A 23965-nucleotide genomic window follows, 5' to 3' on the forward strand; every position below is an offset into this window, starting at 1 on the left:
GGCCGAGCGGAGGGGCCGGCGGTGGTCGGGAGACCGGCGGCCGAGTGGAGGGGCGGGAAAGCGGGGCGCTCCGGGAAGCCGGCAGGGAGCCCCGCCTGTCGCCGGGCGGTGTGTTCCCTGTCCTGGCCGGCCGGGGTCAGACGCCGACCGCCTCCTCGGCCTCTTCCTCGGCGGCCGCCTGCTCGGTGGCCCGCTCCGCCTCGCGCTCGGTGGGCGCCAGGGCCGGTGTGTCCGGCGCCTGCGTTGCGGTGCCGGCGTGGCCGGCCGCGTGCCGGGCCGTGCGGGGCCGCTCGTACAGGGCCGCGATCCCGGTCACGACCAGGCCCGCCACCAGCCAGAGCGCGAGGGTCCAGACGTTGCGCGAGAGACCGTCGTTGCCGAAGTACAGCAGGCTGCGGGCGCCCTCGACGAAGCCGGCGCCGTTCCAGAAGGCGTGCAGGGTGCCGAAGAAGCCGTTCTGCAGCTCGGGGCGGAACAACCCGCCGGAGCTGGTGAAGTTGAGCATCACGAACAGCACCATCATGGTGAGCGTGGTCCACCGCTTCAGGAAGGTGTGCAGACCGACGCCGATGAAGAGGATGCCGGCCGAGTACAGCCAGGCCATGCCCCACACACCGGCGAGGTCGTGGTGCGCCAGGTGGAACACCGGTCCGGCGAGCAGCGCGCCGATGCCGCTGACCACGGCGGAGACACCGAGCGCGAGCAGTGCCCGCAGCCGCATCGGCAGGCCCGCGCCTGCCGCACCGAGGGCCGCGACCGAGGCGTAGGAGCCGATGCTGAGGGCGATCAGCAGGAAGAACAGGCCCTGGCCCGTGGGGTCGTCGGCGACCGGTTCGGCCACGTCGGTGACCTTCAGCGGCACCCCCTCCTTCGCGGCGACCGGGGTGAAGACCTTCTCCACGGCCGTCGCGCCCATGTCGGAGGCGGCGCTCGCCACCAGCAGCTCGGGAGCCTCGACGCTCGGCACATAGGCGCCGGTCACCTCGCGGGACTTCAGCAGGCCGACGGCGTCGGCACGGGTGGCGACCGTGCGGACGTCGAGCTTGTCCCCAGCGGTGTCCTTGACCGTCTGGGCGAAGACCTTGGCCTGCGGGGCGGTGCCGACGACGGCGACAGGCAGGTGGTGCGGCTCGGGGGTGACGAAGGCCCCCATGTACGCGAGCCCCATGCCTATGCACATCAGCAGCGGGGTGATCAGGTGCGTCAGCACATGGCGCAGTGCCGGTGACCTCATCGCGGGCGACCTCCAAAGGTTGGCTTATACAACTTCCCGTTCAAGTTGTACTATACAACTAGAACGCCGGAGGAGGTATTCCCGTGAACGCAGCGGAGTCGGCCGTCGAGGCGATCCAGCGCGAGATGACCATCTTCGCCCGCCGGGCGCGCGCCTCGGCGGGCCGTATGCACCCCGAGCTGTCGCTGGTGTCCTACACCCTGCTCAGCCATCTCGAGGAGCAGGCGGGCTGCCGTGCGACCGACCTGGCGGCGCACTACGCGCTGGACAAGTCCACGGTCAGCCGCCAGGTGGCCGCGCTGGAGCGGGCCGGGCTGATCGAACGCCGCCCGGACCCGGAGGACGCCCGGGTCCAGGTGCTGCATCTGACGCAGGCCGGCCGGGAGATCCTCGCCCAGGTCACCTGCAGGCGCCGCGCCGCGTTCCGTGAGCGGCTCGCCAACTGGCCGGAGGAGGACCTGGTGCGCTTCGCGGCCTACCTGGAGCGGTACAACGCGGGTCCCGGCGAGACCGGCTCCGCCTGAGCCCCCTGCTGTCCTCGTCCCCTCACGCCACCGGTACGGCGGCCCGGTCGTCCGCCGGCCGCTGCGGGGCGCGGGCCGCCAGGAACGCCGTACGACGCCGCAGCCGGAAGCCCAGGGACTCGTACAGCCGGATCGCGTCCGTGTTCTCGGCGCTCGTGTGCAGGAACGGCGTCTCGCCGCGCTGCCGTATGCCGTGGGCGACCGCGAGGATCAGCCGGGTGGCGAGGCCCTCGCCCCGGAAGGCGGGGTCGGTGCAGACCGCGCTGATCTCGGTCCAGCCCGGCGGGTGCAGCCGCTCCCCCGCCATGGCGATCAGCGCCCCGTCGCGGCGGATGCCGAGGTAGGTGCCGAGTTCGACGGTGCGCGGCAGGAACGGTCCGGGCCGGGTACGCGCCACGAGGTCGAGCATCTCCGGCACGTCCGCGGGGCCCAGGCGGACCGCCTCCGCGTCCGGCGCGGCGGCCAGGCCGTCGTCCACGAACTGCACGCCGTCCACCCGGAAGGTGGTCTCCCAGCCGTCCGGCAGTGCGCCGCGGTAGCCCGGCAGCGGGATCTCCGCGCCGGGACCGGCCAGCGCGGCCAGGTCCGCCCAGTCGCGCGCGTCCGGCTCCTCGGGCAGCGCCAGCCACGGGGAGACGTCGGCCGGGTAGCGCAGCACCCGGCCGCGCCGCTCGGCGAAGTGGGCGTGCGGGCCGGTCAGCGAGGCGAGGGCCGGGTTGTCGAGGACGTGCGGGGTGTCCGCGGCGCTCCGGTCGCCGACGCCCGCGCCGGCGGTGACGCTCACGCGGCCCCCTCGATCACGGTCTCGCCGAGGGTGTGCCGGTCGGACAGCTTCTCGTTCTCCGGTCCGCCGTGCCGCGGGTGGACATACGCCTGGGGCATGCTCTTCCTCGCTTCTCTCGCGCTGTCACCGGTGTACCGGTGCCGGCATCGAGCGCAGGTGCCGGCATCGAGCGCCAAGGAGAAGCGTGGCGGCGCTATTCCCTGGCCCGGAAGAGTTCATACGGGCGCAACGAGCCAGGGGGTGACCAGGGACGGAGCACCCGGAGCGACAGCGTACGGTTGACGGATGAACGTCACGCGAGGCTTCACTGGCCGCCCGCGCGTCCACAACCCGGGGCTGCCGCCCGGGCAGTACGACGCGGGCGAGGACTGGCCCGTCCTGTCCGCCGAGGTCACCCCCGACCTCGCGCCGGCCGACTGGTCCTTCCGCATCGACGGACTGGTCGAGCGGCCGCACACCTGGGACTGGGACGCCGCGCACGCGCTGCCGGCCTCGGCGTACGACGGCGACATCCACTGTGTGACCGGCTGGTCGAAGTTCGGCGTGCGGTTCGGCGGTGTCTCCCTGGACGCGTTCCTCGATGTGGTGCAGCCCCATGGGTCCGCCACCCATGTGCTCGCGCGCTCCCACACGGGGTACACCACCAACCTGCCGCTCGCCGACGTCACCGGCGGGCGGGCCTGGATCGTCTGGGAGTACGGCGGCGAGCCGCTGCCGTCCGAGCACGGCGGCCCGGCGCGGCTGCTGGTGCCGCACCTCTACTTCTGGAAGAGCGCCAAGTGGATCGCGGGCCTCACGCTCCTCGACCACGACGAGCCCGGCTTCTGGGAGCGCAACGGCTACCACGCGCGCGGCAACCCCTGGGAGGAGCAGAGGTACTCCGGTGACTGACACGGCGACGACAAACCCGAGCACCCCGCTCGCTTCTCCGAACCCGGCAGCACCCACCGCCGCCCCGGACTCGGCCGCCTCCTTCCCGGCGACCGGCGCAGGCGTTCCCGAGAAGCGGTTCGCGGTGCCCGGGCGTATCGCTGTCAGCGAGCAGGTGGCGGCGGTGTGGCAGACGGCCACGCTGACGGAGATCCGGCGGGAGACGCCGCACGCGGCCACCTTCCGGCTGGCGGTGCCGGGCTGGGCGGGGCATCTGCCCGGGCAGCACCTGATGCTGCGGCTGACCGCGCCGGACGGCTATGTGGCGCAGCGTCACTACTCGATCGCGTCGGCACCGGATGACTCCGGGCACATCGAGCTGACCCTGGACCATGTGCCGGACGGCGAGGTCTCCGGCTGGTTCCACACCGTCGCCCGTCCCGGGGACACGGTCGAGGTCCGCGGGCCGCTGAGCGGGTTCTTCGCCTGGCCGGGCGACCGGCCCGCGCTGCTGATCGGCGCCGGTTCCGGGATCGTGCCGCTGATGTCGATGGTGCGGCACCACCGGCGGCGCGGCCTCACCGTGCCGCTGCGCATGCTGGTGTCCGCGCGCAGCCCCGAGGAGCTGATCTACGCCTCGGAACTGGACGCGGAGACGACGCCCGTGTTCACCCGCAGCGCTCCCGAGGGTGTGCCCGTGGGACGTATGGCGGCCGCACATGTGGCCCCGCTCCTGGCCGAGCAGCCTCCCGGTGGGTGGGAGGCCTATGTGTGCGGGTCCAACGCATTCGCCGAGCACGCGTCCCGGCTGCTGGTCGCGGCGGGCCAGCCGGTGGACCGGATCCGCATCGAGCGCTTCGGCTGATCCCGGGGCGCGCACCGCGGCCGCTCGCGCGATCGTGGGGCGCATGGCGCGTTCCGTGCTCCAGACGGACTTGAACTCGCGGTTCGCAGCGTGAGCGAGGTGCTCCGTACGGGGTACGAGACGGGTGTGGACGCTCGTGTGCGTGAGCGGCGGGGGTGACGGGCCGCGGGAGCGGCTCGACGGCTCTCCGGCTCCGACCGTGCGAGGAGGTGGACATGCGTACCCGGGTGCGTGGCTGGCGCTGGCGGCGCAATCCGCTGCGGCGCCGCTCGGATCTCGTGGAGGCGTGGACGGTGTTGATCGTCGCCGTCCTGCTGTTTGTCGTCGCGCCCCTGGCCGGCGTGGCCGCGGGCCTGCGTGCGCATGACGAGGCCCGGACGCTCGCCGCCGAACAGCGGGCCCAGCGACACCAGGTGCGCGCGCAGGTGATCGGCGATCCGCCCGAGCGGGTGTCCGCCGTGCAGGGCGACCGCGAACACCCGTACCGCGCCGAGGTCCGCTGGACCGAGCCGGGCAAGGGTGCCCGGACGGCGTGGGCCCGGGTGCCGGCGGGGACCCGGACCGGAGACACGGTCTGGGTGTGGTTCGACGCCCGGGGCCGCGATGTCTCACCGCCGGCCGGCGATGCGGCGGTGTGGCAGCACGCGGTGACCGTGGGAGTGTGCGCGGCGGGCGGTGCGGCGGCCGTCGTCCTCCTCGGACACGCCGTCGAGCGCCGGATCGCGTTGCGCCACCGGCTGGCCGAGTGGGAACGGGAGTGGGCGCGCACGGGACCGAAGTGGACCCAGCCACGGACGTGACGGTGATTCCGGCCGCCGAGCGGGAGCAAACGTTTACTGGTCAGCCTCCGACCGTCCACTTACGGTGAGCTGACGCTGTTTCCTCCACAAAGGCGGTTGGTGATGGCCCTGTTCGACCTTCCCCTCGATGAACTGCGCACGCATCGCAGCGAGTCCATCGAGCCCGAGGACTTCGACGCCTTCTGGGAGAAGACCCTGGAGGAGGCACGCGAACACGAGCTGGACGCCCGCTTCGAGCCGGTGGACACCGGGCTGTCGACGGTCCGGGTGTACGACGTGACGTTCGCCGGTTTCGGCGGGCACCCGGTCAAGGGCTGGCTGCGGCTGCCGGCCGGAGCGAGTGAACCCCTGCCGCTGGTCGTGGAGTTCATCGGCTACGGCGGCGGGCGCGGGCTGCCGCACGAGAACCTGCTGTGGGCGTCGACGGGCCGGGCGCACTTCGTGATGGACACCCGCGGCCAGGGCAGCGCCTGGGGCGCCGGGGGCGGCACGGCGGACCCGGTGGGTGCGGCACCGGCGTACCCCGGGTTCATGACGCGGGGCATCGACGCGCCCGAGAACTACTACTACCGCCGGGTGTACACGGACGCCGTGCGCGCCGTCGAGGCGGCCCGCTCGCACCCGCTCACCGACGCGGCGCGCACCGTGGTGCTCGGCGCCAGTCAGGGCGGCGGCATCTCCCTGGCCGTCGGCGGCCTGGTCCCCGATCTGGTCGCGGTGGCGCCGGACGTGCCGTTCCTGTGCGACTTCCCGCGCGCGACGGTGCTGACGGACCGTCACCCGTATCGTGAGATCGGTCTGTTCCTCAAGACGCACCGGGGCCGCTCGGCTCAGGTGCAGCGCACGCTGTCCTACTTCGACGCGGTGCACTTCGCGGCGCGGGGCCGGGCTCCTGCGCTGTTCTCGGCGGCGCTGGAGGACCAGACCTGCCCGCCGTCGACCGTGTTCGCCGCGTTCAACGCCTGGGCGCACGAGGACAAGGCGATCGAGGTCTACGACTTCAACGACCATGAGGGCGGCGGCCCCTTCCACGAGGGGGAGAAGGTGCGCTGGCTGAGGTCTTACGCCTGAGGCCGCGGGCGGCAGCGGGGCACTTCCCTCCAGTCCGACCAGTCGGTACGTTCGGGGAACCCGGGTCGCGGCGTCGCGGCCCGGGTTCCCGGCGACGACGGAGGCCCCATGTCCGCACACGAGACCCAGGTCCACGGCCACTGCGACCCACGCTTCGCGGCGGTGCGGGAGGCGTTCGAGGAGAACTTCCGTGAGCGGGGCGAGTTGGGCGCCGCCGTGGCGGTGACCGTGGACGGCACCACGGTGGTGGATCTGTGGGGAGGCTGGGCGGATGCCGCCGGCACCCGCCCGTGGGAGCGGGACACGCTGGTCAACGTGTGGTCGACCACCAAGGGCCCGGTGGCGCTGTGTGCACACCTGCTCGCCGACCGGGGGCTGCTCGACCTCGACGCGCCCGTGGCCACGTACTGGCCCGAGTTCGCGGCGGCCGGCAAGGAGAAGGTGCTCGTACGGCATCTGCTGTCGCACCGCGCCGGCCTGTCCGGGCTGCGCGAGCCGCATTCCCTGGCTCAGTTGTACGACTGGGAGCTGACGACCGCTCGGCTGGCGGCGACCGAGCCGTGGTGGGAGCCGGGCACCCGCTCCGGCTACCACGCACTGACGTACGGGTTCCTGGTCGGCGAGGTGATCCGGCGGGTCAGCGGGATGCGGCCGGGGGCCTTCCTGGAGCGGGAGGTGACCGGGCCGCTCGGGATCGACTTCACGATCGGGCTGCCCGCGAAGGAGGCGGGCCGGCTGGCCGAGCTGGCCCACTCGCCGGCCGCGGGTGACAGTGAACAGGTGGCGGTCTTCAGCCAGTTGCCGCCCGCCGCGCTCGCGGCACTGACGAATCCCGTGGTCGGCGCGGCGCAGGCGAACACACCCGAGTGGCGGGCGGCGGAGATCCCCGCGGCGAACGGCCACGGCACCGCACGCGCGGTCGCGGCCCTGTACGGCGTCTTCGCCGGGCGCGGCTCCCACGGTGGGCGGCGTCTGCTGTCGCACCAGGCGGCGGAGCGGGTGCGTGAGGGTCAGGGCAGCTGCCGCGATCTGGTGCTGGGCGCGGGCTTCGCGGGCGAGACCGAGGTGGGGCTCGGTCTGTGGCTGAGTGGTCCGCAGGGTTCGTACGGCCCGAACCCGCGGGCTTTCGGTCATGACGGGTTCGGCGGTTCGTGCGGGCTCGCCGACCCGGAGGCGGGTGTGGCGCTGGGGTATGTGATGAACCGGATGGGGCCGCGTATCGCCAACGACCCGCGGAAGACGGCGTTGATCGACGCACTGTACAGCGCGCTGTGACCACGGCATCGCGCGGGTGGGTTTCGGCCGAACCGGCAGGCCGCTCTTCCCTTGTGGTTTAGACCAATGCTAATTGTGGTCGCGCAACGAGCCCGCACGACTACGTCTTGTCACAACAGGAGGGCGCGGCATGGCCCGCACCACCCCGCACGAACCCGCCCAGATCGACGACCGGCCCCTGTACGGGCGCATCGCTGCGCTGCTGCTCGACGAACTGCGCGACGGCACCATTGCGCCGGGCGAACGGCTGCCGGGCGAACGGCACTTGGCCGCGTACTTCCAGGTCAGCCGGGAAACCGTCCGGCAGGCGCTGGAGGTGCTGCGGCGCAGCGGTCTGGTCGCCACCGACCGGCGGGGCAGCCATGCCGCGCTGCCCGCCCGGCCGGTCCAGGAACAGGGGACGCCGGCCTTCCCGCTGGGATCCCGCTCGGCGGACCCGTGCGCGGTCGACCGGGCCACGGTGACCTGGCAGACTCCGCCGCCGGAGCACGCGCGGGCGCTGGGCCTGGCCCCGCACCGGCCCACGCTGGTGCACCGCTACCGGTCGGCCACGCCGGACGGCCGTTCGCTGCGGACGGCGGTGACCTCCTTCTCGGCGGTGGCGCTGGCGGAGGTCGAGGAGCTGGCCCGCTACCGGGACCGGGCCGACGGCGCCACGCCCGCGCATCTGCGGCGGGCCTACGACTGGATGCGCAAGGCCGGTCTGTCGCTGCACCACCGCGACTCCATCACCCAGGTGGACGGCGCCTCCTCGGTACGGGTGACCCGGCGGGTGCACGACCAGTACGCCCGGCCGCTGGAGATCACCGATCTGGTGGTGAACGCCGAACGGGACACCCTGGTCTACGAGTTCACGCTGCCCGCGGCGGGCTGAGCCCGCCGGGCCTCGACCAGCCGGGCCCGTGGGCTGCCGTCGCAGCGCCGCCCGAACTCGGGCAGAGCGTGCAGCTCGACGGTGAATCCTGCGCGCTCCAGCTCGCCGAGCACGTCGCCGAGGCGGACGGCCCGGTAGTACATGACGAACGGCGGCCGCCACAATGCGTTGCGCACCCGCATCACCGCGTCGAAGCCGAGCAGCACCCAGAAGCCGGGCTGCTTCGGGCGGGGCGGGGCGAGCACGGGGAAGGCGAACCGGCCGCCGGGCCGCAGCACGGAGTGGACCTGGGCGAACAGTCCGGGCAGCTCGCGCGGCAGGAAGTGACCGAACGCCCCGAAGGAGACCACGAGATCGAAGGCGGTCCGCAGCGGCAGGGCACGGGCATCGCCGCGCACCCAGGCGACCTCGGGTCCGCCGGCGGGCCGCACCCGGTGCCGGGCGACATCGAGCATGCCCGCGCTGAAGTCGACCCCGGTGACGCTCCGACGGCACAGCCCGGTCAGCACCTCCACGCCGGCGCCCGTGCCGCAGCACAGGTCGAGCCCGTCCTCGAACGGCCCGAGCGGGGCCAGCGCCTTCGCCACGGACTCCAGCACCCGGTCGGAGGTCCGGAACGGGGTGTGGTCGAACTTCGGCGCGAGCAGGTCGTAGCCGTGCTCGACGGACGACAGCGCCTGGACGGCCAGTTCACGCAGACTGGGGCCTTCGGGACCGAACACCTCCTCAGCCTAGGGCCACCCGCTCGGCGATGACCGCGAGGGCCCGCTCGCACCAGCGCAGGTTCTCCTCCTCGAAGGCGATCCCGGCCATCAGGGTGAGGTAGGGGCCGACGCGGTGGGCCTCGCGGAGGTACGCCTCCTCGGTGCGGCCGTCGAGGAGGCGGGCCTGCACACGCCGGTAGCGGTCGAGCTTCCCGCGTGCCCAGCCCCTGCGTTCCTCGATCAGCGCGCGGGTGACCTCGGGGTCACCGCCGTCCATCGCCTGGATCTTGATGAGGAGTTCGTCACGGATGGCGGTGGGCCGCTTCGGCGGCTCGGCGGCGAACGCGCCCAGCTCCGCCCGGCCGGCCTCGGTGAGCGTGAACATCCGCTTGTTCGGCCGCCGTTCCTGCTGCACCGTCCGGGCCTGGACCAGCCCGTCCCGGGCCAGGCGCTCCAGCTCCCGGTAGAGCTGCTGCGGGGTGGCGGGCCAGAAGTTCGCGAGCGAGACGTCGAACGCCTTCGACAGCTCGTAGCCCGAGGCCTCACCCTCCAGCAGGGCGGCCAGGACGGCGTACTTGAGCGACATATGGACAGGCTAGCAGCAGTTGAATAATGTCTTCCGCACCTATTCAACAAATTTACTATGCGAGGTGGTTCGATGCGTGCGTTCCGCGAGGCGGTGGAGGCCGGGGACATGGACGCCGTCGAGGCGCTGCTGGCCGAGGACGTCGTCTTCACCAGCCCCGTCGTCTTCAAGCCGTACCCGGGCAAGGCGATCACCGCGGCGATCCTGCGCGCGGTCTCCCAGGTGTTCGAGGACTTCCGGTACGTCCGCGAGATCGGCGACCCGGCCGGCTCCGACCACGGGCTGGTCTTCACGGCCCGCGTCGGCGACCGGGAGCTGACCGGCTGCGACTTCCTGCACGTGAACGAGGAAGGCCTGATCGACGACTTCATGGTGATGGTCCGCCCGCTGTCCGGGGCCCAGGCCCTCGCCGAGGCCATGGGCGCGCGGTTCGACCGGATCACCAAGGAGGCGGAGGCCCGGTCGGCATAGCCCGGCCCGGCGACACGAAGGGCCGGCCGGCGGCCGGCCCTTCGACCGGCCCTGGCCGACGAGTAGGCGTCGGCACACGGGGAGCCGGTCCGGCACCGGCTGCGCGGCGACTGCCCGCAGCGGTGGCATCACACAGCTGACGGAACTTCAGTTCCCGGGAATGTCCGTGGACGCCGTCATGTTGACTCCACCGAACGCACCGGTATAGTGCGATCAGCGCGTGTGCGTGTCCTCTCGTACGGACACCGGCGCCGCTTTCTCTCCACCAGCCCCTCGGCCGAGGCTTCCGACCGGCCCGGGCTTCTTCTCTGCACCACCTCGTGACCAGGGCGTCCGCGCCGAACCCGAGGTGCCGTTCCCGCCGCCCGGAGGCAGCTGTCAGCGCCTCCCGCTCGCGGCCTCCCCCCCTTCCCACCGCCTTCTTCCGTCCGCAGGAGGACGCACTCTCTTCCGTCCGCGAAAGGACCTCCGCCCATGACCACCACACTCGAACACCCTCCCGTGGTCCAGCAGACCCCGGCCCCCCGGCTCATCACCGGTGTCCTCGACATCGACGCGCACGGGAAGGGGCATCTGCGGCCCGCACACCTGCTCGCCTCCCCCGCCGACCCCCAGGTCCCGCCGGCCCTGATCCGGCGCCACGGGCTGCGCAAGGGCGACCTCGTCGAAGGCGCCCGGGGCGACCGGCGCGCCCTGACCGAGGTCACCCGCGTGAACGGACGCGACCCGGCGGACCTGCGCGGCCGGCGCCACTTCCGCGACCTCACCCCGCTCCATCCCCACGACCGCATCCGCCTCGAACACCCCGCGTCCGGGCCGGCCGGTCGGGTCGCGGATCTCTTCGCCCCCGTCGGCAAGGGCCAGCGCGGACTCATCGTGGCACCGCCGAAGAGCGGCAAGACGGTGCTGCTCCAGCAGCTCGCCGCCGCCGTGGCCGGCAACCATCCCGAGTGCCGGCTGATCGTCCTGCTGCTCGACGAGCGTCCCGAAGAGGTCACCGAAATGCGCCGCTCGGTGCGTGGCGAGGTGTACGCCTCCACCTTCGACCGGACCCCCAAGGAGCACATCGCTCTCGCCGAACTCGTCGTCGAGCGGGCCAAGCGCCTGGTGGAGGCCGGCGAGGACGTCGTCGTCCTGCTGGACTCGCTGACCCGGCTGTGCCGGGCCCACAACAACGCCTCCGCCGCCGGCGGCCGTACGCTGAGCGGCGGTGTCGACGCGGGCGCGCTGCTCGGTCCCAAGCGGCTCTTCGGCGCCGCGCGCCAGGCCGAGGAGGGCGGCTCGCTGACCGTCCTCGCCACCGTCCTGGTGGACACCGGCTCCCGCGCCGACGGCTACTACTTCGAGGAGCTGAAGAGCACCGGCAACATGGAGCTGCGGCTCGACCGGGAAGCCGCCGCCCGTCGCCTCTTCCCCGCCGTGGACCTCGACGCCACCGGCACCCGCCGCGAGGAACTTCTGCTCACTCCGGCCGAGTTGACGGCCGTACACGGCCTGCGCCGCGCCCTGCGCTCCCGCGAGAGCGGCCCGTCCGGCCTGGAAACCCTCCTGGAGCGGCTGCGCTCCACCCCCGACAACGCCGCGTTCCTGCGGCAGATCCTGCCCACCCTGCCCACCGGCTGAACCCCGCCCGCGGGCGTGCCGGGGTGCGGCATCCGGGTTGCTCCGATGGGCCGAACGGCCCCGACAGCGCGAGCGACGGCGACCCCGTTCGTACGTTGATCATATGTTCACAGCCCTTTCTCATCGGGCGGCCGTGTCGGCCTGTTCCCTGTGCGTGGCGGGCGTGCTGGCACTCGCGCCGGCCGCCGCCGCTGCCGGGCCCCGTGCCGGCGAGCCCGCACCGCCCGGACCCCGGGCGGCGATGCCCGGGCCGTCCCTGCTCTACCGCTCCGGCCCCCAGGTCCGGCCGCGCCGGGGCGCGCCCGAGGTGCCGGAGGTGTCGGCGCTGTCCTGGGTGGTCGCCGACGCGGGCAGCGGGGAGGTGCTGGCCGCGAACGACGCGCACCGCAGGCTGCCGCCCGCGAGCACCCTGAAGACGCTGTTCGCCCTCACCGTGCTGCCGACGCTGCCCGCCGGGATGCAGCACACCGTGCGGTACGAGGAGCTGGCGGACATCGGTCCGGGCAGCAGCCTGGTCGGCGTCGAGGAGGGGCACTCCTACCAGGTGGCCGACCTGTGGCGCGGGGTCTTCCTCAGCTCCGGCAACGACGCGGTGCACGTGCTCGCCTCGCTGGACGGCGGATGGGCGGCCACGGCCGCGCGGATGCAGGGCAAGGCACGCTCGCTCGGCGCCCTGGACACGCATGTCGTGTCCCCCGACGGCTACGACGCCCCCGGCCAGGTGTCCTCCGCCTACGACCTGGCGGTCTTCGGCCGGGCCGGACTGCGCAATCCCGACTTCGCCCGCTACTGCTCCACCGCCGAGGCACAGTTCCCCGGCGAGGGTTCGTCGTACGGCATCGAGAACACCAACCGGCTGCTGACCGGTGAGGACGGAGTGGCCCCGTACCCGGGGCTGATCGGCATCAAGAACGGCTACACCACCGATGCGGGCAACACCCTCGTGGCCGCGGCCCGCCGGGGCGGGCGCACGCTGGTGGTGACCGTGATGAACCCTCAGGAGGGCGGGGGGCTGACCGTGTACGAGGAGGCACGCCGGCTGCTCGACTGGGGCTTCGCGGCGGCCGGGCGGGTGGATCCGGTCGGCTCGCTGGACGGGCTGCGCCCCAAGTCGTCCCCGGCGTCCGCCGCCGCACCGGTGGCCGCGGCCACCGCACAGGACGACGACTCGGACTGGTCGGGCACCGCCGTCGTCGTGGGGCTGTCGGGGCTCGGCGCGGGAGCTGTGGCACTTGCGCTGCGGGCCAGGGGCAGCCGGGCCGGGCGCGGCTGACCCGTCGGCAGCCCGAACAGCAGACCCAGCGTGATCCACGTGTAGGTGTTGCTGCCGAGGAAGCCGCCGATGCCGGAGGCGTCGTCGAACCACAGCCAGACCACGCTCGTGCACAGCACCGCGTACAGGACGGCCGCGATCCGCCGGCGACCGGCGCGGACCAGTACGGCGAAGGACGGCAGCAGCCACACCAGGTGGTGCACCCAGGTGATGGGGCTGACCAGGCAGGCCGCCGCCGCGGTGAGCGCGAACGCCGCCGTCCAGTCGCCGGCCGACACCGCCCTGCGGGCCCGCCACGCCCAGACGCACAGGGTCAGCAGGACCACCGTCGCCCACAGCGGGCGGCCCGGCTCACCCAGACGGGCCAGCACGCCCTGGAGCGACTGGTTCGACACATAGTCGAGCCGGCCCACCCGGCCGGTGTCCCACAGCGCCTCGGTCCAGTAAAAACGGGACGCCCCGGGGTCCGCCCAGACGGCCAGCCCGGTCGCCGCGGCGGCGACGGCCGTGGCGAGGCCGGCCGACCGGCGCCGCCCGGCGAGCAGCAGCAGGCCGATGAACAGGGCGGGCGTGAGCTTCACGGCGGCGGCGAGCCCGATCCCGGCACCCGCCCAGCGCTCCCGGCCGGTCGACAGCAGCAGGCAGTCGCCGAGGACGAGGGCGAGCAGCACCACGTTGACCTGGCCGAAGCTGAAGGTGTCCCGCAGCGGCTCGAACAGAGCGAGCAGGCACAGGCACAGCGACCACCGGTACCAGCCGTGCCGCCGCCAGTCCGGCCCGGCCAGGCTCCGCAGGACCACCGCCAGCGCGGCCAGGTTGACCAGCAGGGACGCCACGATCGCCGAGGTACGGCCCAGCAGGGCCAGCGGCAGCATGGCGAGGGCCGCGAACGGCGGATAGGTGAAGCCGTACGAGGTGCCCGGCACCTGGTAGTCGTAGATCCGGCCGCCGTGGTGGACCCAGGTGTGCACGGTGCCGTAGTAGACACGCAGGTCGAAGAAGCCGCGCAGCAGCGGCACGGTGGCGGTGAAGACCGTGACGGCCGCGACGAGGGCGAGAACGAGCAGCGCGCGTCCGCGGTCCGTACGGGGGCGCAGCGGGCCGCTCACGCCGTGCGTCCCGGCGCCGGGGCCTGAGCCGCCTGGTGGGCCTGCCACAGCACGACCACACCGAGCACCCCGCCGGAGACGGCGAGCACCAGCTGGCCGGGGTCGGCCGGGCCGCCGCTCGGCAGGACGGCGAGGGCGAGGACGCCGGCCAGGGCCGCGACCCGGTGCCGCACCGAGGTGTCGGGCGCACCGGCGGCGATGAGGAACAGGCCCCACAGCACGTACCAGGGGCGGATCGCCGGGCCGAACACGGCGACCGTCAGCAGGCTGAGTCCGAGCGCGTACTCCGGTCTCAGGCGCAGCCGGAGCCATATCAGTGCCACGGCGACGGCGGTGGCCGCGAGCCCGAGCAGGTGCCACGCCGGGACGGCCAGCGGGGCCAGGCTGCTGCCGAGGTGTTCCAGCAGCGCTCCGGTGGCGCGGCCGGCCAGGCTGGTCAGGGCCCAGTTCTGCGGGGAGACCGGGGTGGCCAGGGCGCCGATCCAGCCGTAGCCGGTGCCGGCGACTGCGGTGGCGGCGACCGTGGTCAGGGCGGAGGCGCCCGCCGTGGTCAGGGTGGCCGGCAGCGGGCGGCGGCCGGAGCGGATCTGGAGGGCCAGGACGGCGAGGAGGCCGAGGGCCGCGGGTGCCTTGACCAGCGCGGCGAGGGTGACGAGGACGACGCCGAGGGCGGGCCGGCGACCGCGCGCGGCGACCAGTCCGAGACCGAGCAGGCCGAGCATGAGGGCGTCGTTGTGGGCACCGGCCACCAGGTGCAGCAGGACCAGCGGATTGAGGGCGCCGAGCCACAGGGCGGCGGCCGGGTCGGCACCGCTGTGCCGGGCAAGGCGGGGCAGCGCCGCCGCCATCAGGGCCACCCCGAGCAGGGCGAGCAGGCGCATGCCCAGCAGCCCGGCCGGGAGCCGGCCGCGGGTCAGGCCCGCGAGGGCGGAGGCCACGGCCAGGAAGGCGGGGCCGTAGGGGGCGCCGGTGTGCCGCCACATCGGGGCGACCTCGTCGGCGAGCGGACCGCCGAGCACGGCGGGCCCGTGGGCGTAGACGTCCATGTGGGCGTCGGCCATGGCGCCCTGCGCGAGGTAGCTGTAGACGTCCCGGCTGAACAGCGGCGGGGCGAGCAGCAGCGGGGCCGCCCACACGGCGAGCACCAGCAGCAGGGCGCGCGGGGTGGGCGGCTGGGGGCCGCGCACCAGGCGGCCGAGGAGCACCCAGGCCGCGATGAGCAGCACGACACCGAAGTACACCCCGACCAGGCCGAGCGCGACCCGCGCGGAGGCGGGTGCCAGGAGGTCCTGTACGGGCAGGGCACCGGCTGTCTCACCGCCCAGCGCGAGGACGGCGGTGCCGGCCAGCCCGAGCAGCCGGCAGCGGCGGAGATCGACGGGAAATGCCATGGCCAACACTGGTTCAGCGTGTCGACGCCGGGTGGCCGGAAGGCGACACTCCGCTCACCTGCGGGCGACCCGCGTGTGACGGGCGTGTGTGCGCCGCCGTGCCCGCGGCGTGCGCGAGCATGACCGTATGCCGATGTGGATCCGTGTGTACGACGATGACCAAGATCTTTGGCGGTACTTCGAGGGCGACGAGGAAGGGCGCGTGACGCGGCAGGTGGATCTGCGGGGTGAGGACGGCACTCCGGTGACCGCCGCCTCCCTGGAGGAGGTGCTGCGGTTCCAGGAGCGGTCGGACTTCGCCACGATGGGCCGTTACCTGCGACGGTACGGTCAACTCGCCGAGGGCAGGCTCGCGTCCTGGCACGGAGCGTGGCCCACCGACGAGATCCCGGCGGAGGAGTTCGAGCGGGTGTGGCTGGACGCCCGGCGCGTCCTCGGCTCCACAGCTCCTCACCCGGACGGGTACTGACCGGGACAACCGCTCCCTCAGAACACCGAGAGCCCGGTCAGCGTGGTGAACCGGTCGAGGGCCGCCACTCCGGCCACCGAGTTGCCCCGCTCGTCCAGGCCCGGACTCCACACGCACAGGGTGCACCGGCCGGGGACGACCGCGATGATCCCGCCGCCGACGCCGCTCTTGCCCGGCAGGCCCACGCGGTAGGCGAAGTCCCCGGCCGCGTCGTACGTCCCGCAGGTCAGCATCACCGCGTTGACCTGCTTGGCCTGGCTGCGGGTGAGCAGGCGGCTGCCGTCGGCGCGTATGCCGTGCCGGGCGAGGAAGCCGGTGGCGAGGGCCAGGTCGGCGCAGGAGGCGGTGAGCGAACACTGCCGGAAGTACTGGTCGAGAAGGGTCGGCACGTCGTTGTCGATGTTGCCGTAGGACGCCATGAAATGGGCGAGGGCGGCGTTGCGGTCGCCGTGGGCGGTCTCGGAGGCGGCGACCTCCTGGTCGAAGTCCAGGGAGGCGTTGCCGCTCTCGGCGCGCAGAAAGGCCAGCAGTTCCCCGGCCGCGTCTCCGGTACGGGTCTGGAGGCGGTCGGTGACGACGAGGGCGCCCGCGTTGATGAAAGGATTCCGCGGGATGCCGTTCTCGTACTCCAGCTGGACCAGTGAGTTGAAGGGGTTGCCGGAGGGCTCGCGGCCCACGTGCTCCCAGAGTTCGTCGCCCTCGCGGGCCAGGTCCAGGGCGAGTGTGAAGACCTTGGTGATGGACTGCGTGGAGAACGGCTCGCGCCACTCCCCCACCCCGTACACCGTGCCGTCCAGCTCGGCGACGGCCATGCCGAACCGGCGGGGATCGAGGGCGGCGAGGGCCGGGATGTAGTCGGCGGCCCGGCCGCGGCCGGGCGTGCGTTCCATCTCCTCGGCGATGCGCTCCAGGACCGGCAGGAAGGTGAGGGACGACGTCGTTGTCATGATCACCATTGTGCCTCCCGCTCGGTCCCGGAGCGCAATCGGCCTTGCGTCGCCGCAGGTCAGGCAGCCGGTGCCCCACTGCCGGCGACAACCTCGGGGCGCAGCAGCTCGGCGAGCCGCTCGGCCGGGAGCAGGCCCTTCTCCAGCACCAGTTCGGCCACGCCCCGGCCGGTGACGAGCGCCTCCTTGGCGATGTCGGTCGCGGCCGTGTAGCCGATGTGCGGGTTGAGCGCGGTGACCAGCCCGATGGAGTTCTCGACGGTCGCGCGCAGCCGCTCGGTGTTGGCGGTGATGCCGTTCACGCACCGCTCGGCCAGCGTCAGACAGGCGCTCCGCAGATGCGTGATCGACTCCGACAGCGAGTGCAGGATGATCGGCTCGAAGGCGTTGAGCTGGAGCTGTCCGGCCTCGGCGGCCATGGTGATGGCGACGTCGTTGCCGATCACCTCGAAGGCGACCTGGTTGACCACCTCGGGGATCACCGGGTTGACCTTGCCCGGCATGATGGACGAACCGGCCTGCACCGGCGGCAGGTTGATCTCGCCGAGGCCGGCGCGCGGACCGGAGGACAGCAGCCGCAGGTCGTTGCAGCTCTTGGAGAGCTTGACCGCGATCCGCTTGAGCACGCCGGACATCTGGACGAAGGCACCGCAGTCCTGGGTGGCCTCGACCAGGTTGGCGGCGGTGACCAGCGGCAGGCCGGTGATCGCGGACAGGTGCCGGCGGGCGGCCTCGGCGTAGCCGGCGGGCGCGTTGAGCCCCGTACCGATCGCCGTGGCACCCAGGTTGATCTCATGGATCAACTCGACGGCCTCGGCAAGACGGCTGCGGTCCTCCTCGATCATGACGGCGAACGCAGAGAACTCCTGACCGAGCGTCATCGGCACCGCGTCCTGCAACTGTGTACGGCCCATCTTGAGCACGTCACGGAACTCGACCGCCTTGCGGGCGAACGCGTCCTGGAGCACGGCCATCGCCCTGAGCAGTCCACGCACCGCGAAAACCGTCGCCACCTTGACGGCGGTCGGGTAGACGTCATTGGTCGACTGGCCGAGGTTGACGTGCTCGTTGGGGTGCAGGTACTCGTACTGGCCCTTCTCGTGCCCGAGCAGTTCCAGCGCACGGTTCGCCACGACCTCGTTGGCGTTCATGTTCGTGGAGGTGCCGGCGCCGCCCTGGATGACGTCGACGACGAACTGGTCGTGCAGCTTGCCCTCGCGGATCTCGCGGCAGGCCTCCACGACGGCGGCGGCCTTCTTCGGCTCCAGCAGGCCGAGTTCCTCATTGGCGAGGGCGGCGGCCTCCTTGACGGCGGCCAGGGCGTCGATCAGATGCGGGTAGGCGGAGATCGGGGTGCCGGTGATGGGGAAGTTCTCCGTCGCACGCAGGGTGTGCACACCCCAGTACGCGTCGACGGGTACGTCACGGTCGCCGAGCAGATCGTGTTCGCTGCGGGTGGCGGCGGTCATGAGAGATGGGTCCTCTTTCTGAGGTACGGAGGTGAAAGCGGCCCGTAAGGGGCGCGGGGAACTGCGTGGTCAGCCACGACGGACCCGCAGCTCCAAGACGGCCTGCCCAGCGGAGCGCTACGCGCAGGTGGTGAAGGGAACCGGGTCCAGTGCGCGCACCGCACGCACACGGCCCACCGGCTCCCCGCCCCCGAGCAGCGGCTCACCCGCGAACTCGGTCAGCAGCCCGGGATCCACGCCCGCACGAGCGAGAGCAGCCGCGGCCACCGGAATCCGTGCCCGGTTCGCCCCGTCGGCGATCTTCACCGCGACGGCCCGGCCATCGGGCAACGCGGCGGCCTGCACGCCCTCGAAGCCGTCCTTCGCCAGCAGCCCCGGCACGGCCCGCATCAGCGCAGCCACGTCACGCCCCGAGCCGGAGGCCATCTCCGCATGCAGGCGCATCGCGTCGGCGACCCGTGCCTCGGGCGTGCCGGGGGCGGCCGAGGTGATGCGGGACAGGGCGCGGGCGAGTCCGTGCAGCGAGATGGAGAACAGCGGAGCCCCGCAGCCGTCGACGGTGACCCGGGCGACCCGCTGGCCGGTCAGGTCCTCGACGATCTCCTCGATCGCCTGCTGCAGCGGGTGCTTCGGGTCGAGGTAGTCCTTCAGGGACCAGTCGTTGAGCTTGGCGGTCCACAGCATGGCCGCGTGCTTGCCGGAGCAGTTCTGGGCGAGCCGGGAGGGCATACGGCCCTCGCGCACCCAGGCGTCCCGGACGACCGGGTCGAACGGCATGTCGGGGACGTTGCGCAGGTCGTCCTCGGTCAGTCCGGCGAGTTCGAGGATGCGCCGGGTGCCGGCGAGGTGGCGTTCCTCGCCGGAGTGGCTGGCTGCGGCCAGGGACAGCAGTTCGCCGTCGAGCGGCAGTCCGGCCCGCAGCATGGCCACGGCCTGGAGGGGCTTGACGGCCGAGCGCGGGTAGAAGGCGGCCTCGATGTCGCCGAGTTGGAACTCCACCCGGCCGTCGGCGCCGAGGACGACGACGGAGCCGTAGTGGATGCCCTCGACGACTCCGCCGCGGACGAGGTGGGCGACGGGCGCGTGCAGGGGTTCGCGGACGACGGGTGCGTCGGCGGGGGAACTGCTGTACATCACTGCCTGTATCGATGGGTCGGGGCGAGCCGGGTCGCGGATCACGCGTCGGCGCCGGTGGAGGTGCGCGCTGTGCGGCCGCGGATGGCGTACCAGCCCGCGACCAGCGCTGCGACGATCAGCGGCAGACAGAGCACGGTGGTGCGTCCGGCGCCGCCGTCGGCGTACATGAGGACCAGGACGGAGGCGAGGAACGCCAGCGTCACGAGTTCGGTCCAGGGGGAGCCCGGCAGCCGGTACGACGGCCGGGTCAGTTCGCCGTCCTGGGTCTTCCGCCAGAAGAGCAGGTGGCAGACCATGATCATGCCCCAGGTGGCGAGGATGCCGATCGCCGCGAAGTTGAGGACGATCTCGAACGCGTCGGCGGGGACGACGTAGTTGAGGCCCACGCCGAGGACGCAGATACCGCTGGTGAGCAGGATTCCGCCGTAGGGGACCTGGCTGCGGCTCATCCTCGCGGTGAACTTGGGGGCAGAGCCGCTCATGGCCATGGAGCGCAGGATGCGACCGGTGGAGTACAGGCCGGAGTTCAGCGATGACATGGCTGCGGTGAGCACGACCAGGTTCATCACGCCGCCGGCCGCCGGGACGCCGATGTTCGACAGAACGGTCACGAAGGGGCTCTCACCGGCGCTGTACTTGTTCCAGGGCAGCAGCATCGAGAGCAGGACGACGGAGCCGACGTAGAACAGGCCCACACGCCACATGATCGAGTTGATCGCCTTCGGCATGATCTTCTCGGGGTTCTCGGTCTCACCGGCGGCGACGCCGACCAGCTCGACGGAGGCGTAGGCGAAGACGACGCCCTGGATGATCAGCAGCATGGGCAGCAGGCCGTTGGGGAAGACGCCGCCGTTGTCGGTGATCAGGGACGGGCCGGGGTGGTGGCCGTCGACAGGGTGCTGGGTGACCAGCAGGAAGATGCCGATGCACATGAAGACGACCAGCGCCGACACCTTGACGATCGCGAACCAGAACTCCAGTTCGCCGAAGATCTTGACCGAGATCAGATTGACGGTCAACACGACGGCCAGGGCGATCAATGCGATCAACCATTGAGGGATGTCCGAGAACATGCCCCAGTAGTGCGTGTACGTGGCGACCGCCGTGATGTCGGCGATGCCGGTGGTCGCCCAGTTGAGGAAGTACATCCAGCCCGCGGTGTAGGCACCCTTCTCGCCCAGGAACTCCCGGGCGTACGACACGAAGGCGCCGGACGACGGGCGGTACAGGACGAGTTCGCCGAGGGCCCGGACGACCAGGAAGGCGAAGACGCCGCAGACGGCGTACGCGATGAAGAGGGAGGGCCCGGCGTCGGCGAGCCGGCCGCCCGCGCCGAGGAAGAGGCCGGTGCCTATGGCGCCGCCGATGGCGATCATGTTGACGTGCCGGTGCTTGAGGCCTTTGCTGTAGCCGGCGTCTCCGGCGTCGACATGGCCGGACGAGGGGCGCGTCTCGTCTTTGAGGTGCTGCTCGCTCACGCCTCGGGTCCGCCTTCCGTGGGGAGGTCCGTGCGCCCGGGGCGCACGATGTCGGTGAGGGTCGTCTCGACACGGTCGAGGTGGTGGCTCATGGCCTCCACCGCGTCGTGCTCGGAACCGTCGATCAGCGCCTCGACGATCGCCCGGTGCTCGCGGTTGGACTGTTCGCGACGGCCGCCGAGCTCGTTGAGGAAGGCCGACTGACGCGCCAGTGCGTCGCGGATCTCCTCGATGACCCGGCGGAAGACCGGGTTCTGGGCGGCCTCGGCCACGGCGAGGTGGAAGAGCGTGTCCATCGCGACCCACGCGGTGGTGTCCGTCTCCCGCTCCATGCGGTCGAGCAGGTGGGCCAGATGGTCCAGGTTCTCCGGGGTGCGGCGCACGGCCGCGTACCCGGCGACCGGGATCTCGATGTGCCGGCGCACCTCCAGCAGGTCGCTGGCCGCGTAGTCGCCGAACGTGGGGTCCTCGACGGCGTTCGCGACGACGAAGGTGCCCTTGCCGGTCCGGGAGACCGTCAGGCCCATCGTCTGCAGGGCGCGCAGCGCCTCGCGGAGCACGGGCCGGGACACCTCGAGCGTGCGGCACAGCTCGGCCTCGGAGGGGAGCTTGTCGCCCATGGCGTACTCGCCGCGCTCGATGGCACCGCGGAGGTGGGCGAGGACCGCTTCCATGGCGCTCACGCGCCGAGGTCCCCGACCACCTGTCTGGCTGTCTGACAGGTTCACGGGAGCGATCCTGCGGGTTGCGCGCCGGAGCTGTCAAGAGGCGGCGTAAGGAAACATTCACGGGGTGCGGCGCCTGAATGAAGGCATCCGCACCCCGTGGGTGATCAGCAGGGTTTGTCAGGCATTGAGCGTGCCCGTGGCGAGCAGGCCGAGCAGGCCCACGCCGATCACGATGCGGTAGATCACAAAGGCGTTGAAGGAGTGCTTGGCGACGAACTTCAGCAGCCAGGCGATGGAGGCGTAGGCGACGACGAAGGACACGATGGTGCCGACGGCCAGCGGGGCGGCGCCCACGCCCGCGCCGAGGGCATCCTTGAGCTCGTAGATGCCGGCACCGGTCAGGGCCGGGATGCCGAGGAAGAACGACAGACGGGTGGCGGCGACGCGGTCCAGGTCCAGGATGAGCGCGGTCGACATGGTGGCGCCGGAGCGGGAGAAGCCGGGGAAGAGCAGGGCGAGGATCTGCGAGCAGCCGACCCACATCGCGTCCTTGAAGGAGGTGTCGTCCTCACCGCGCTTGTGCCGGCCCATCTGGTCCGCGCACCACATCACCGCGGAGCCGACGATCAGCGACCCGGCCACCACCCACAAGGAGGCGAGCGGGCCGTCGATCAGCGGCTTTGCGGCAAGGCCCACCACGACGATCGGAATGGTCGCGGCGATGACCCACCAGGCGAACTTGTAGTCGTGGTGGTAGCGCTCCTCGCGGTTGGTCAGACCGCGGAACCAGGCGGAGACGATCCGCTTGATGTCCTTGAAGAAGTACACGAGCACGGCGGCGATGGCGCCGACCTGGATGACGGCGGAGAAACCGACGACGGACTTGTCGTCGACGGGGATGTCCATGAGCCCCTCAGCAATCTTGAGGTGACCGGTCGAGGACACCGGGAGGAACTCGGTCACCCCCTCGACTACTCCGAGGACGACGGCCTGACCGACGGAGATGGCGCTCATGGGATCCAGTTCTGAGGAGAGTTGGTCGACAATGCTGTAGACAGTACTTGCTGTGTCCGGCGGTGCCGCAAGCGCCTAGGCCCACAGGGCGCCGGCGAGCGAGACCCCGGCGAAGGCCGCGGCGAGCCCCGCCGTCACGCTTGCGACGGCGTTCACGGCAGCGTAGAGGCCGGAGCCGGCCTCGGTAAGGCGCAGGGTCTCGTAGGAGAAGGTCGAGTAGGTCGTCAGCGCGCCGCACAGCCCCGTGCCGATGAGAAGCTGCAGGTGGGGGCCGGCGGCCCCGGCGGCCACGGCGCCGGTGAGCAGCCCGAGGACCAGCGAGCCGGTGACGTTCACCACGAAGGTGCCCCAGGGGAAGACCGAGTCGTGGCGGGCCTGCACGGCGCGGTCGGTGAGATAGCGCAGCGGTGCGCCGACCATGGCCCCCGCGATGACCAGCAGCCAGTTCACAACGACTTCTTACCCTTCGGATCCGTGTCCTCCGGGCCGGCGGAGCGCCCCACGTACCGGACGACCTCGCACTCCTCCAGGGTCACCAGACCCTCGTCGACGAGTTCGTCGAGCTGCGGCAGGAACGCCCGGACGCGCTCCTCGCCGTCCACCACGACGACCGCCACCGGCAGGTCCTCGCTCAGCGACAGCAGGCGGGAGGTGTGGATGCGGGAGGAGGCGCCGAAGCCCTCGATGCCCCGGAAGACGCTCGCCCCGGCGAGTCCGGCCGCGTGGGCGCGGTGCACGATCTCGGAGTAGAGGGGCTTGTGGTGCCAGGTGTCGTCCTCGCCGATGTAGACGGTCAGCCTGAGGGCGCGGCCGGTGAGTGATGTCATCGCTGCCTCCTGATCAGCACCCGGCGGGCTGCGACCGAGGCGAGCCACACCGCGGCGAGGGCCGCGCACAGTGTCGCGGCGAGATAGGCGAGCCCGAGTCCCGGGCGGCCGGCGTCGACCAGTTTGCGGGTGTCGACGGCGTAGGTGGAGAACGTGGTGAAGCCGCCGAGGACACCGGTGCCGAAGAAGGGGCGTACGAGGCGGTGGGCTGCCCACACATCGGTGATCAGCACCATGAAGACACCGATCACCGCACAGCCGACGACATTGGTCCAGAAGGTCGCCCAGGGGAAGCCGCCCGGCGGTGTGGGCCAGGCGAGGGTGACCCCGTGACGGGCGCATGCGCCAAGGGCGCCGCCGACCGCGACCACCGCGACGACGGGTATCTGGTGATGCCACAGGGACCGCCGCCGTGCCGTGGGGCGGACACGGAGGCTCTCGGCTTCCGGGGCTGTCATGCGCTTGCGTCTCCTGTTCGGCCTGCCCCGACGGGTGATCACGG

General features: G+C 72.2%; 25 protein-coding genes and 1 pseudogene. 11 read left to right on the forward strand and 15 right to left on the reverse strand.

Going from position 1 to position 23965, the window contains the following annotated elements; genetic code table 11:
* Positions 1-136 precede the first annotated feature (136 nt).
* Complete coding sequence (locus tag ACIGXP_RS00865; protein ID WP_399762687.1) at positions 137-1234, reverse strand: hypothetical protein; 1098 nt, start codon at positions 1232-1234, stop codon at positions 137-139.
* Positions 1235-1359: 125 nt separating this feature from the next.
* Between ACIGXP_RS00865 and ACIGXP_RS00870 the strand changes: the two genes are divergently transcribed.
* A complete protein-coding gene (locus ACIGXP_RS00870; RefSeq protein ID WP_399763505.1) occupies positions 1360-1758 on the forward strand; it encodes a MarR family winged helix-turn-helix transcriptional regulator in 399 nt (132 codons plus the stop codon).
* 22 nt (positions 1759-1780) lie between these two features.
* Here the strand turns inward: ACIGXP_RS00870 and ACIGXP_RS00875 are convergent, their stop codons facing one another.
* Complete coding sequence (locus ACIGXP_RS00875; protein WP_399762688.1) at positions 1781-2542, reverse strand: GNAT family N-acetyltransferase; 762 nt, start codon at positions 2540-2542, stop codon at positions 1781-1783.
* Between the two features lie 285 nt (positions 2543-2827).
* Between ACIGXP_RS00875 and ACIGXP_RS00880 the strand changes: the two genes are divergently transcribed.
* From ACIGXP_RS00880 to ACIGXP_RS00905, 6 genes are all read left to right on the forward strand, one after another.
* Positions 2828-3433, forward strand: coding sequence for a sulfite oxidase-like oxidoreductase (locus tag ACIGXP_RS00880; protein ID WP_399762690.1), 606 nt, complete (start codon positions 2828-2830; stop codon positions 3431-3433).
* A gap of 124 nt (positions 3434-3557) precedes the next feature.
* Positions 3558-4277, forward strand: coding sequence for a ferredoxin reductase (locus ACIGXP_RS00885; RefSeq protein WP_399763507.1), 720 nt, complete (start codon positions 3558-3560; stop codon positions 4275-4277).
* 215 nt (positions 4278-4492) lie between these two features.
* On the forward strand, positions 4493-5077 hold the full coding sequence (locus tag ACIGXP_RS00890; RefSeq protein WP_399762692.1) for a hypothetical protein: 585 nt from the start codon (positions 4493-4495) through the stop codon (positions 5075-5077).
* A 102-nt stretch (positions 5078-5179) separates the two neighbouring features.
* Positions 5180-6148 carry an acetylxylan esterase gene (locus ACIGXP_RS00895; protein WP_399762694.1) on the forward strand — a complete coding sequence of 323 codons (969 nt, stop codon included), beginning with the start codon at positions 5180-5182 and terminating at the stop codon, positions 6146-6148.
* Positions 6149-6256: 108 nt separating this feature from the next.
* On the forward strand, positions 6257-7423 hold the full coding sequence (locus tag ACIGXP_RS00900) for a serine hydrolase domain-containing protein (RefSeq protein ID WP_363220088.1): 1167 nt from the start codon (positions 6257-6259) through the stop codon (positions 7421-7423).
* A gap of 130 nt (positions 7424-7553) precedes the next feature.
* Positions 7554-8297 carry a GntR family transcriptional regulator gene (locus ACIGXP_RS00905; protein WP_399762697.1) on the forward strand — a complete coding sequence of 248 codons (744 nt, stop codon included), beginning with the start codon at positions 7554-7556 and terminating at the stop codon, positions 8295-8297.
* Here the strand turns inward: ACIGXP_RS00905 and ACIGXP_RS00910 are convergent.
* A complete protein-coding gene (locus tag ACIGXP_RS00910; RefSeq protein ID WP_399762699.1) occupies positions 8267-9019 on the reverse strand; it encodes a class I SAM-dependent methyltransferase in 753 nt (250 codons plus the stop codon). The two genes, ACIGXP_RS00905 and ACIGXP_RS00910, sit on opposite strands and share 31 nt — an antisense overlap.
* 4 nt (positions 9020-9023) lie before the next feature.
* Complete coding sequence (locus ACIGXP_RS00915) at positions 9024-9587, reverse strand: PadR family transcriptional regulator (protein WP_363220085.1); 564 nt, start codon at positions 9585-9587, stop codon at positions 9024-9026.
* Positions 9588-9659: 72 nt separating this feature from the next.
* Here ACIGXP_RS00915 and ACIGXP_RS00920 point away from each other — a divergent pair, with 72 nt between their 5' ends.
* From ACIGXP_RS00920 to ACIGXP_RS00930, 3 genes and pseudogenes are all read left to right on the forward strand, one after another.
* Positions 9660-10058, forward strand: a complete 399-nt coding sequence (locus ACIGXP_RS00920) for a nuclear transport factor 2 family protein (RefSeq protein ID WP_399762702.1) — start codon at positions 9660-9662, stop codon at positions 10056-10058.
* A gap of 474 nt (positions 10059-10532) precedes the next feature.
* A complete protein-coding gene (gene rho / locus ACIGXP_RS00925) occupies positions 10533-11681 on the forward strand; it encodes a transcription termination factor Rho (RefSeq protein ID WP_399762704.1) in 1149 nt (382 codons plus the stop codon).
* Positions 11682-11922: 241 nt separating this feature from the next.
* Positions 11923-12618: pseudogene (locus ACIGXP_RS00930) on the forward strand (D-alanyl-D-alanine carboxypeptidase family protein); the annotation flags it as partial.
* 59 nt (positions 12619-12677) lie between these two features.
* Here the strand turns inward: ACIGXP_RS00930 and ACIGXP_RS00935 are convergent.
* Positions 12678-14063 (reverse strand): glycosyltransferase family 87 protein, encoded by a 1386-nt coding sequence (locus ACIGXP_RS00935; RefSeq protein ID WP_399762706.1) that lies wholly within the window; start codon positions 14061-14063, stop codon positions 12678-12680.
* A complete protein-coding gene (mptB, locus tag ACIGXP_RS00940; RefSeq protein ID WP_399762707.1) occupies positions 14060-15454 on the reverse strand; it encodes a polyprenol phosphomannose-dependent alpha 1,6 mannosyltransferase MptB in 1395 nt (464 codons plus the stop codon). Before mptB ends, ACIGXP_RS00935 begins: the two co-directional genes overlap by 4 nt.
* Before the next feature lie 202 nt (positions 15455-15656).
* Between mptB and ACIGXP_RS00945 the strand changes: the two genes are divergently transcribed.
* Positions 15657-15923: a hypothetical protein gene (locus tag ACIGXP_RS00945; RefSeq protein WP_399762710.1), complete on the forward strand. Its 267-nt coding sequence runs from the start codon at positions 15657-15659 to the stop codon at positions 15921-15923.
* Positions 15924-15940: 17 nt separating this feature from the next.
* On the opposite strand, the gene ACIGXP_RS00950 is transcribed toward ACIGXP_RS00945, so the two are convergent.
* The 9 genes from ACIGXP_RS00950 to crcB (ACIGXP_RS00990) form a co-directional block, all read right to left on the reverse strand.
* Complete coding sequence (locus ACIGXP_RS00950) at positions 15941-16879, reverse strand: glutaminase (RefSeq protein WP_363220562.1); 939 nt, start codon at positions 16877-16879, stop codon at positions 15941-15943.
* Positions 16880-16929: 50 nt separating this feature from the next.
* The gene (aspA, locus tag ACIGXP_RS00955; protein WP_399762711.1) at positions 16930-18339 is read right to left on the reverse strand and encodes an aspartate ammonia-lyase; all 1410 of its coding nucleotides are present in this window, start codon (positions 18337-18339) and stop codon (positions 16930-16932) included.
* Positions 18340-18456: 117 nt separating this feature from the next.
* Positions 18457-19473, reverse strand: a complete 1017-nt coding sequence (locus ACIGXP_RS00960; protein ID WP_399762713.1) for an asparaginase — start codon at positions 19471-19473, stop codon at positions 18457-18459.
* Positions 19474-19514: 41 nt separating this feature from the next.
* A complete protein-coding gene (locus ACIGXP_RS00965; protein ID WP_399762715.1) occupies positions 19515-20954 on the reverse strand; it encodes an amino acid permease in 1440 nt (479 codons plus the stop codon).
* A complete protein-coding gene (locus tag ACIGXP_RS00970) occupies positions 20951-21628 on the reverse strand; it encodes a FadR/GntR family transcriptional regulator (RefSeq protein WP_363219087.1) in 678 nt (225 codons plus the stop codon). Before ACIGXP_RS00970 ends, ACIGXP_RS00965 begins: the two co-directional genes overlap by 4 nt.
* Before the next feature lie 171 nt (positions 21629-21799).
* A complete protein-coding gene (locus ACIGXP_RS00975) occupies positions 21800-22636 on the reverse strand; it encodes an undecaprenyl-diphosphate phosphatase (protein WP_363219084.1) in 837 nt (278 codons plus the stop codon).
* 75 nt (positions 22637-22711) lie between these two features.
* On the reverse strand, positions 22712-23086 hold the full coding sequence (crcB, locus tag ACIGXP_RS00980; protein ID WP_399762717.1) for a fluoride efflux transporter CrcB: 375 nt from the start codon (positions 23084-23086) through the stop codon (positions 22712-22714).
* Positions 23083-23463 carry a DUF190 domain-containing protein gene (locus ACIGXP_RS00985; protein WP_399762719.1) on the reverse strand — a complete coding sequence of 127 codons (381 nt, stop codon included), beginning with the start codon at positions 23461-23463 and terminating at the stop codon, positions 23083-23085. Before ACIGXP_RS00985 ends, crcB (ACIGXP_RS00980) begins: the two co-directional genes overlap by 4 nt.
* Entirely contained in the window at positions 23460-23921 is a 462-nt protein-coding gene (crcB, locus tag ACIGXP_RS00990) for a fluoride efflux transporter CrcB (protein WP_399762721.1), read from the reverse strand. The genes ACIGXP_RS00985 and crcB (ACIGXP_RS00990) overlap by 4 nt, the downstream gene beginning before the upstream one ends.
* Between the last annotated feature and the right edge of the window lie 44 nt (positions 23922-23965).

The organism is Streptomyces sp. NPDC053069, from assembly GCF_044546895.1.
Lineage (GTDB): Bacteria > Actinomycetota > Actinomycetes > Streptomycetales > Streptomycetaceae > Streptomyces.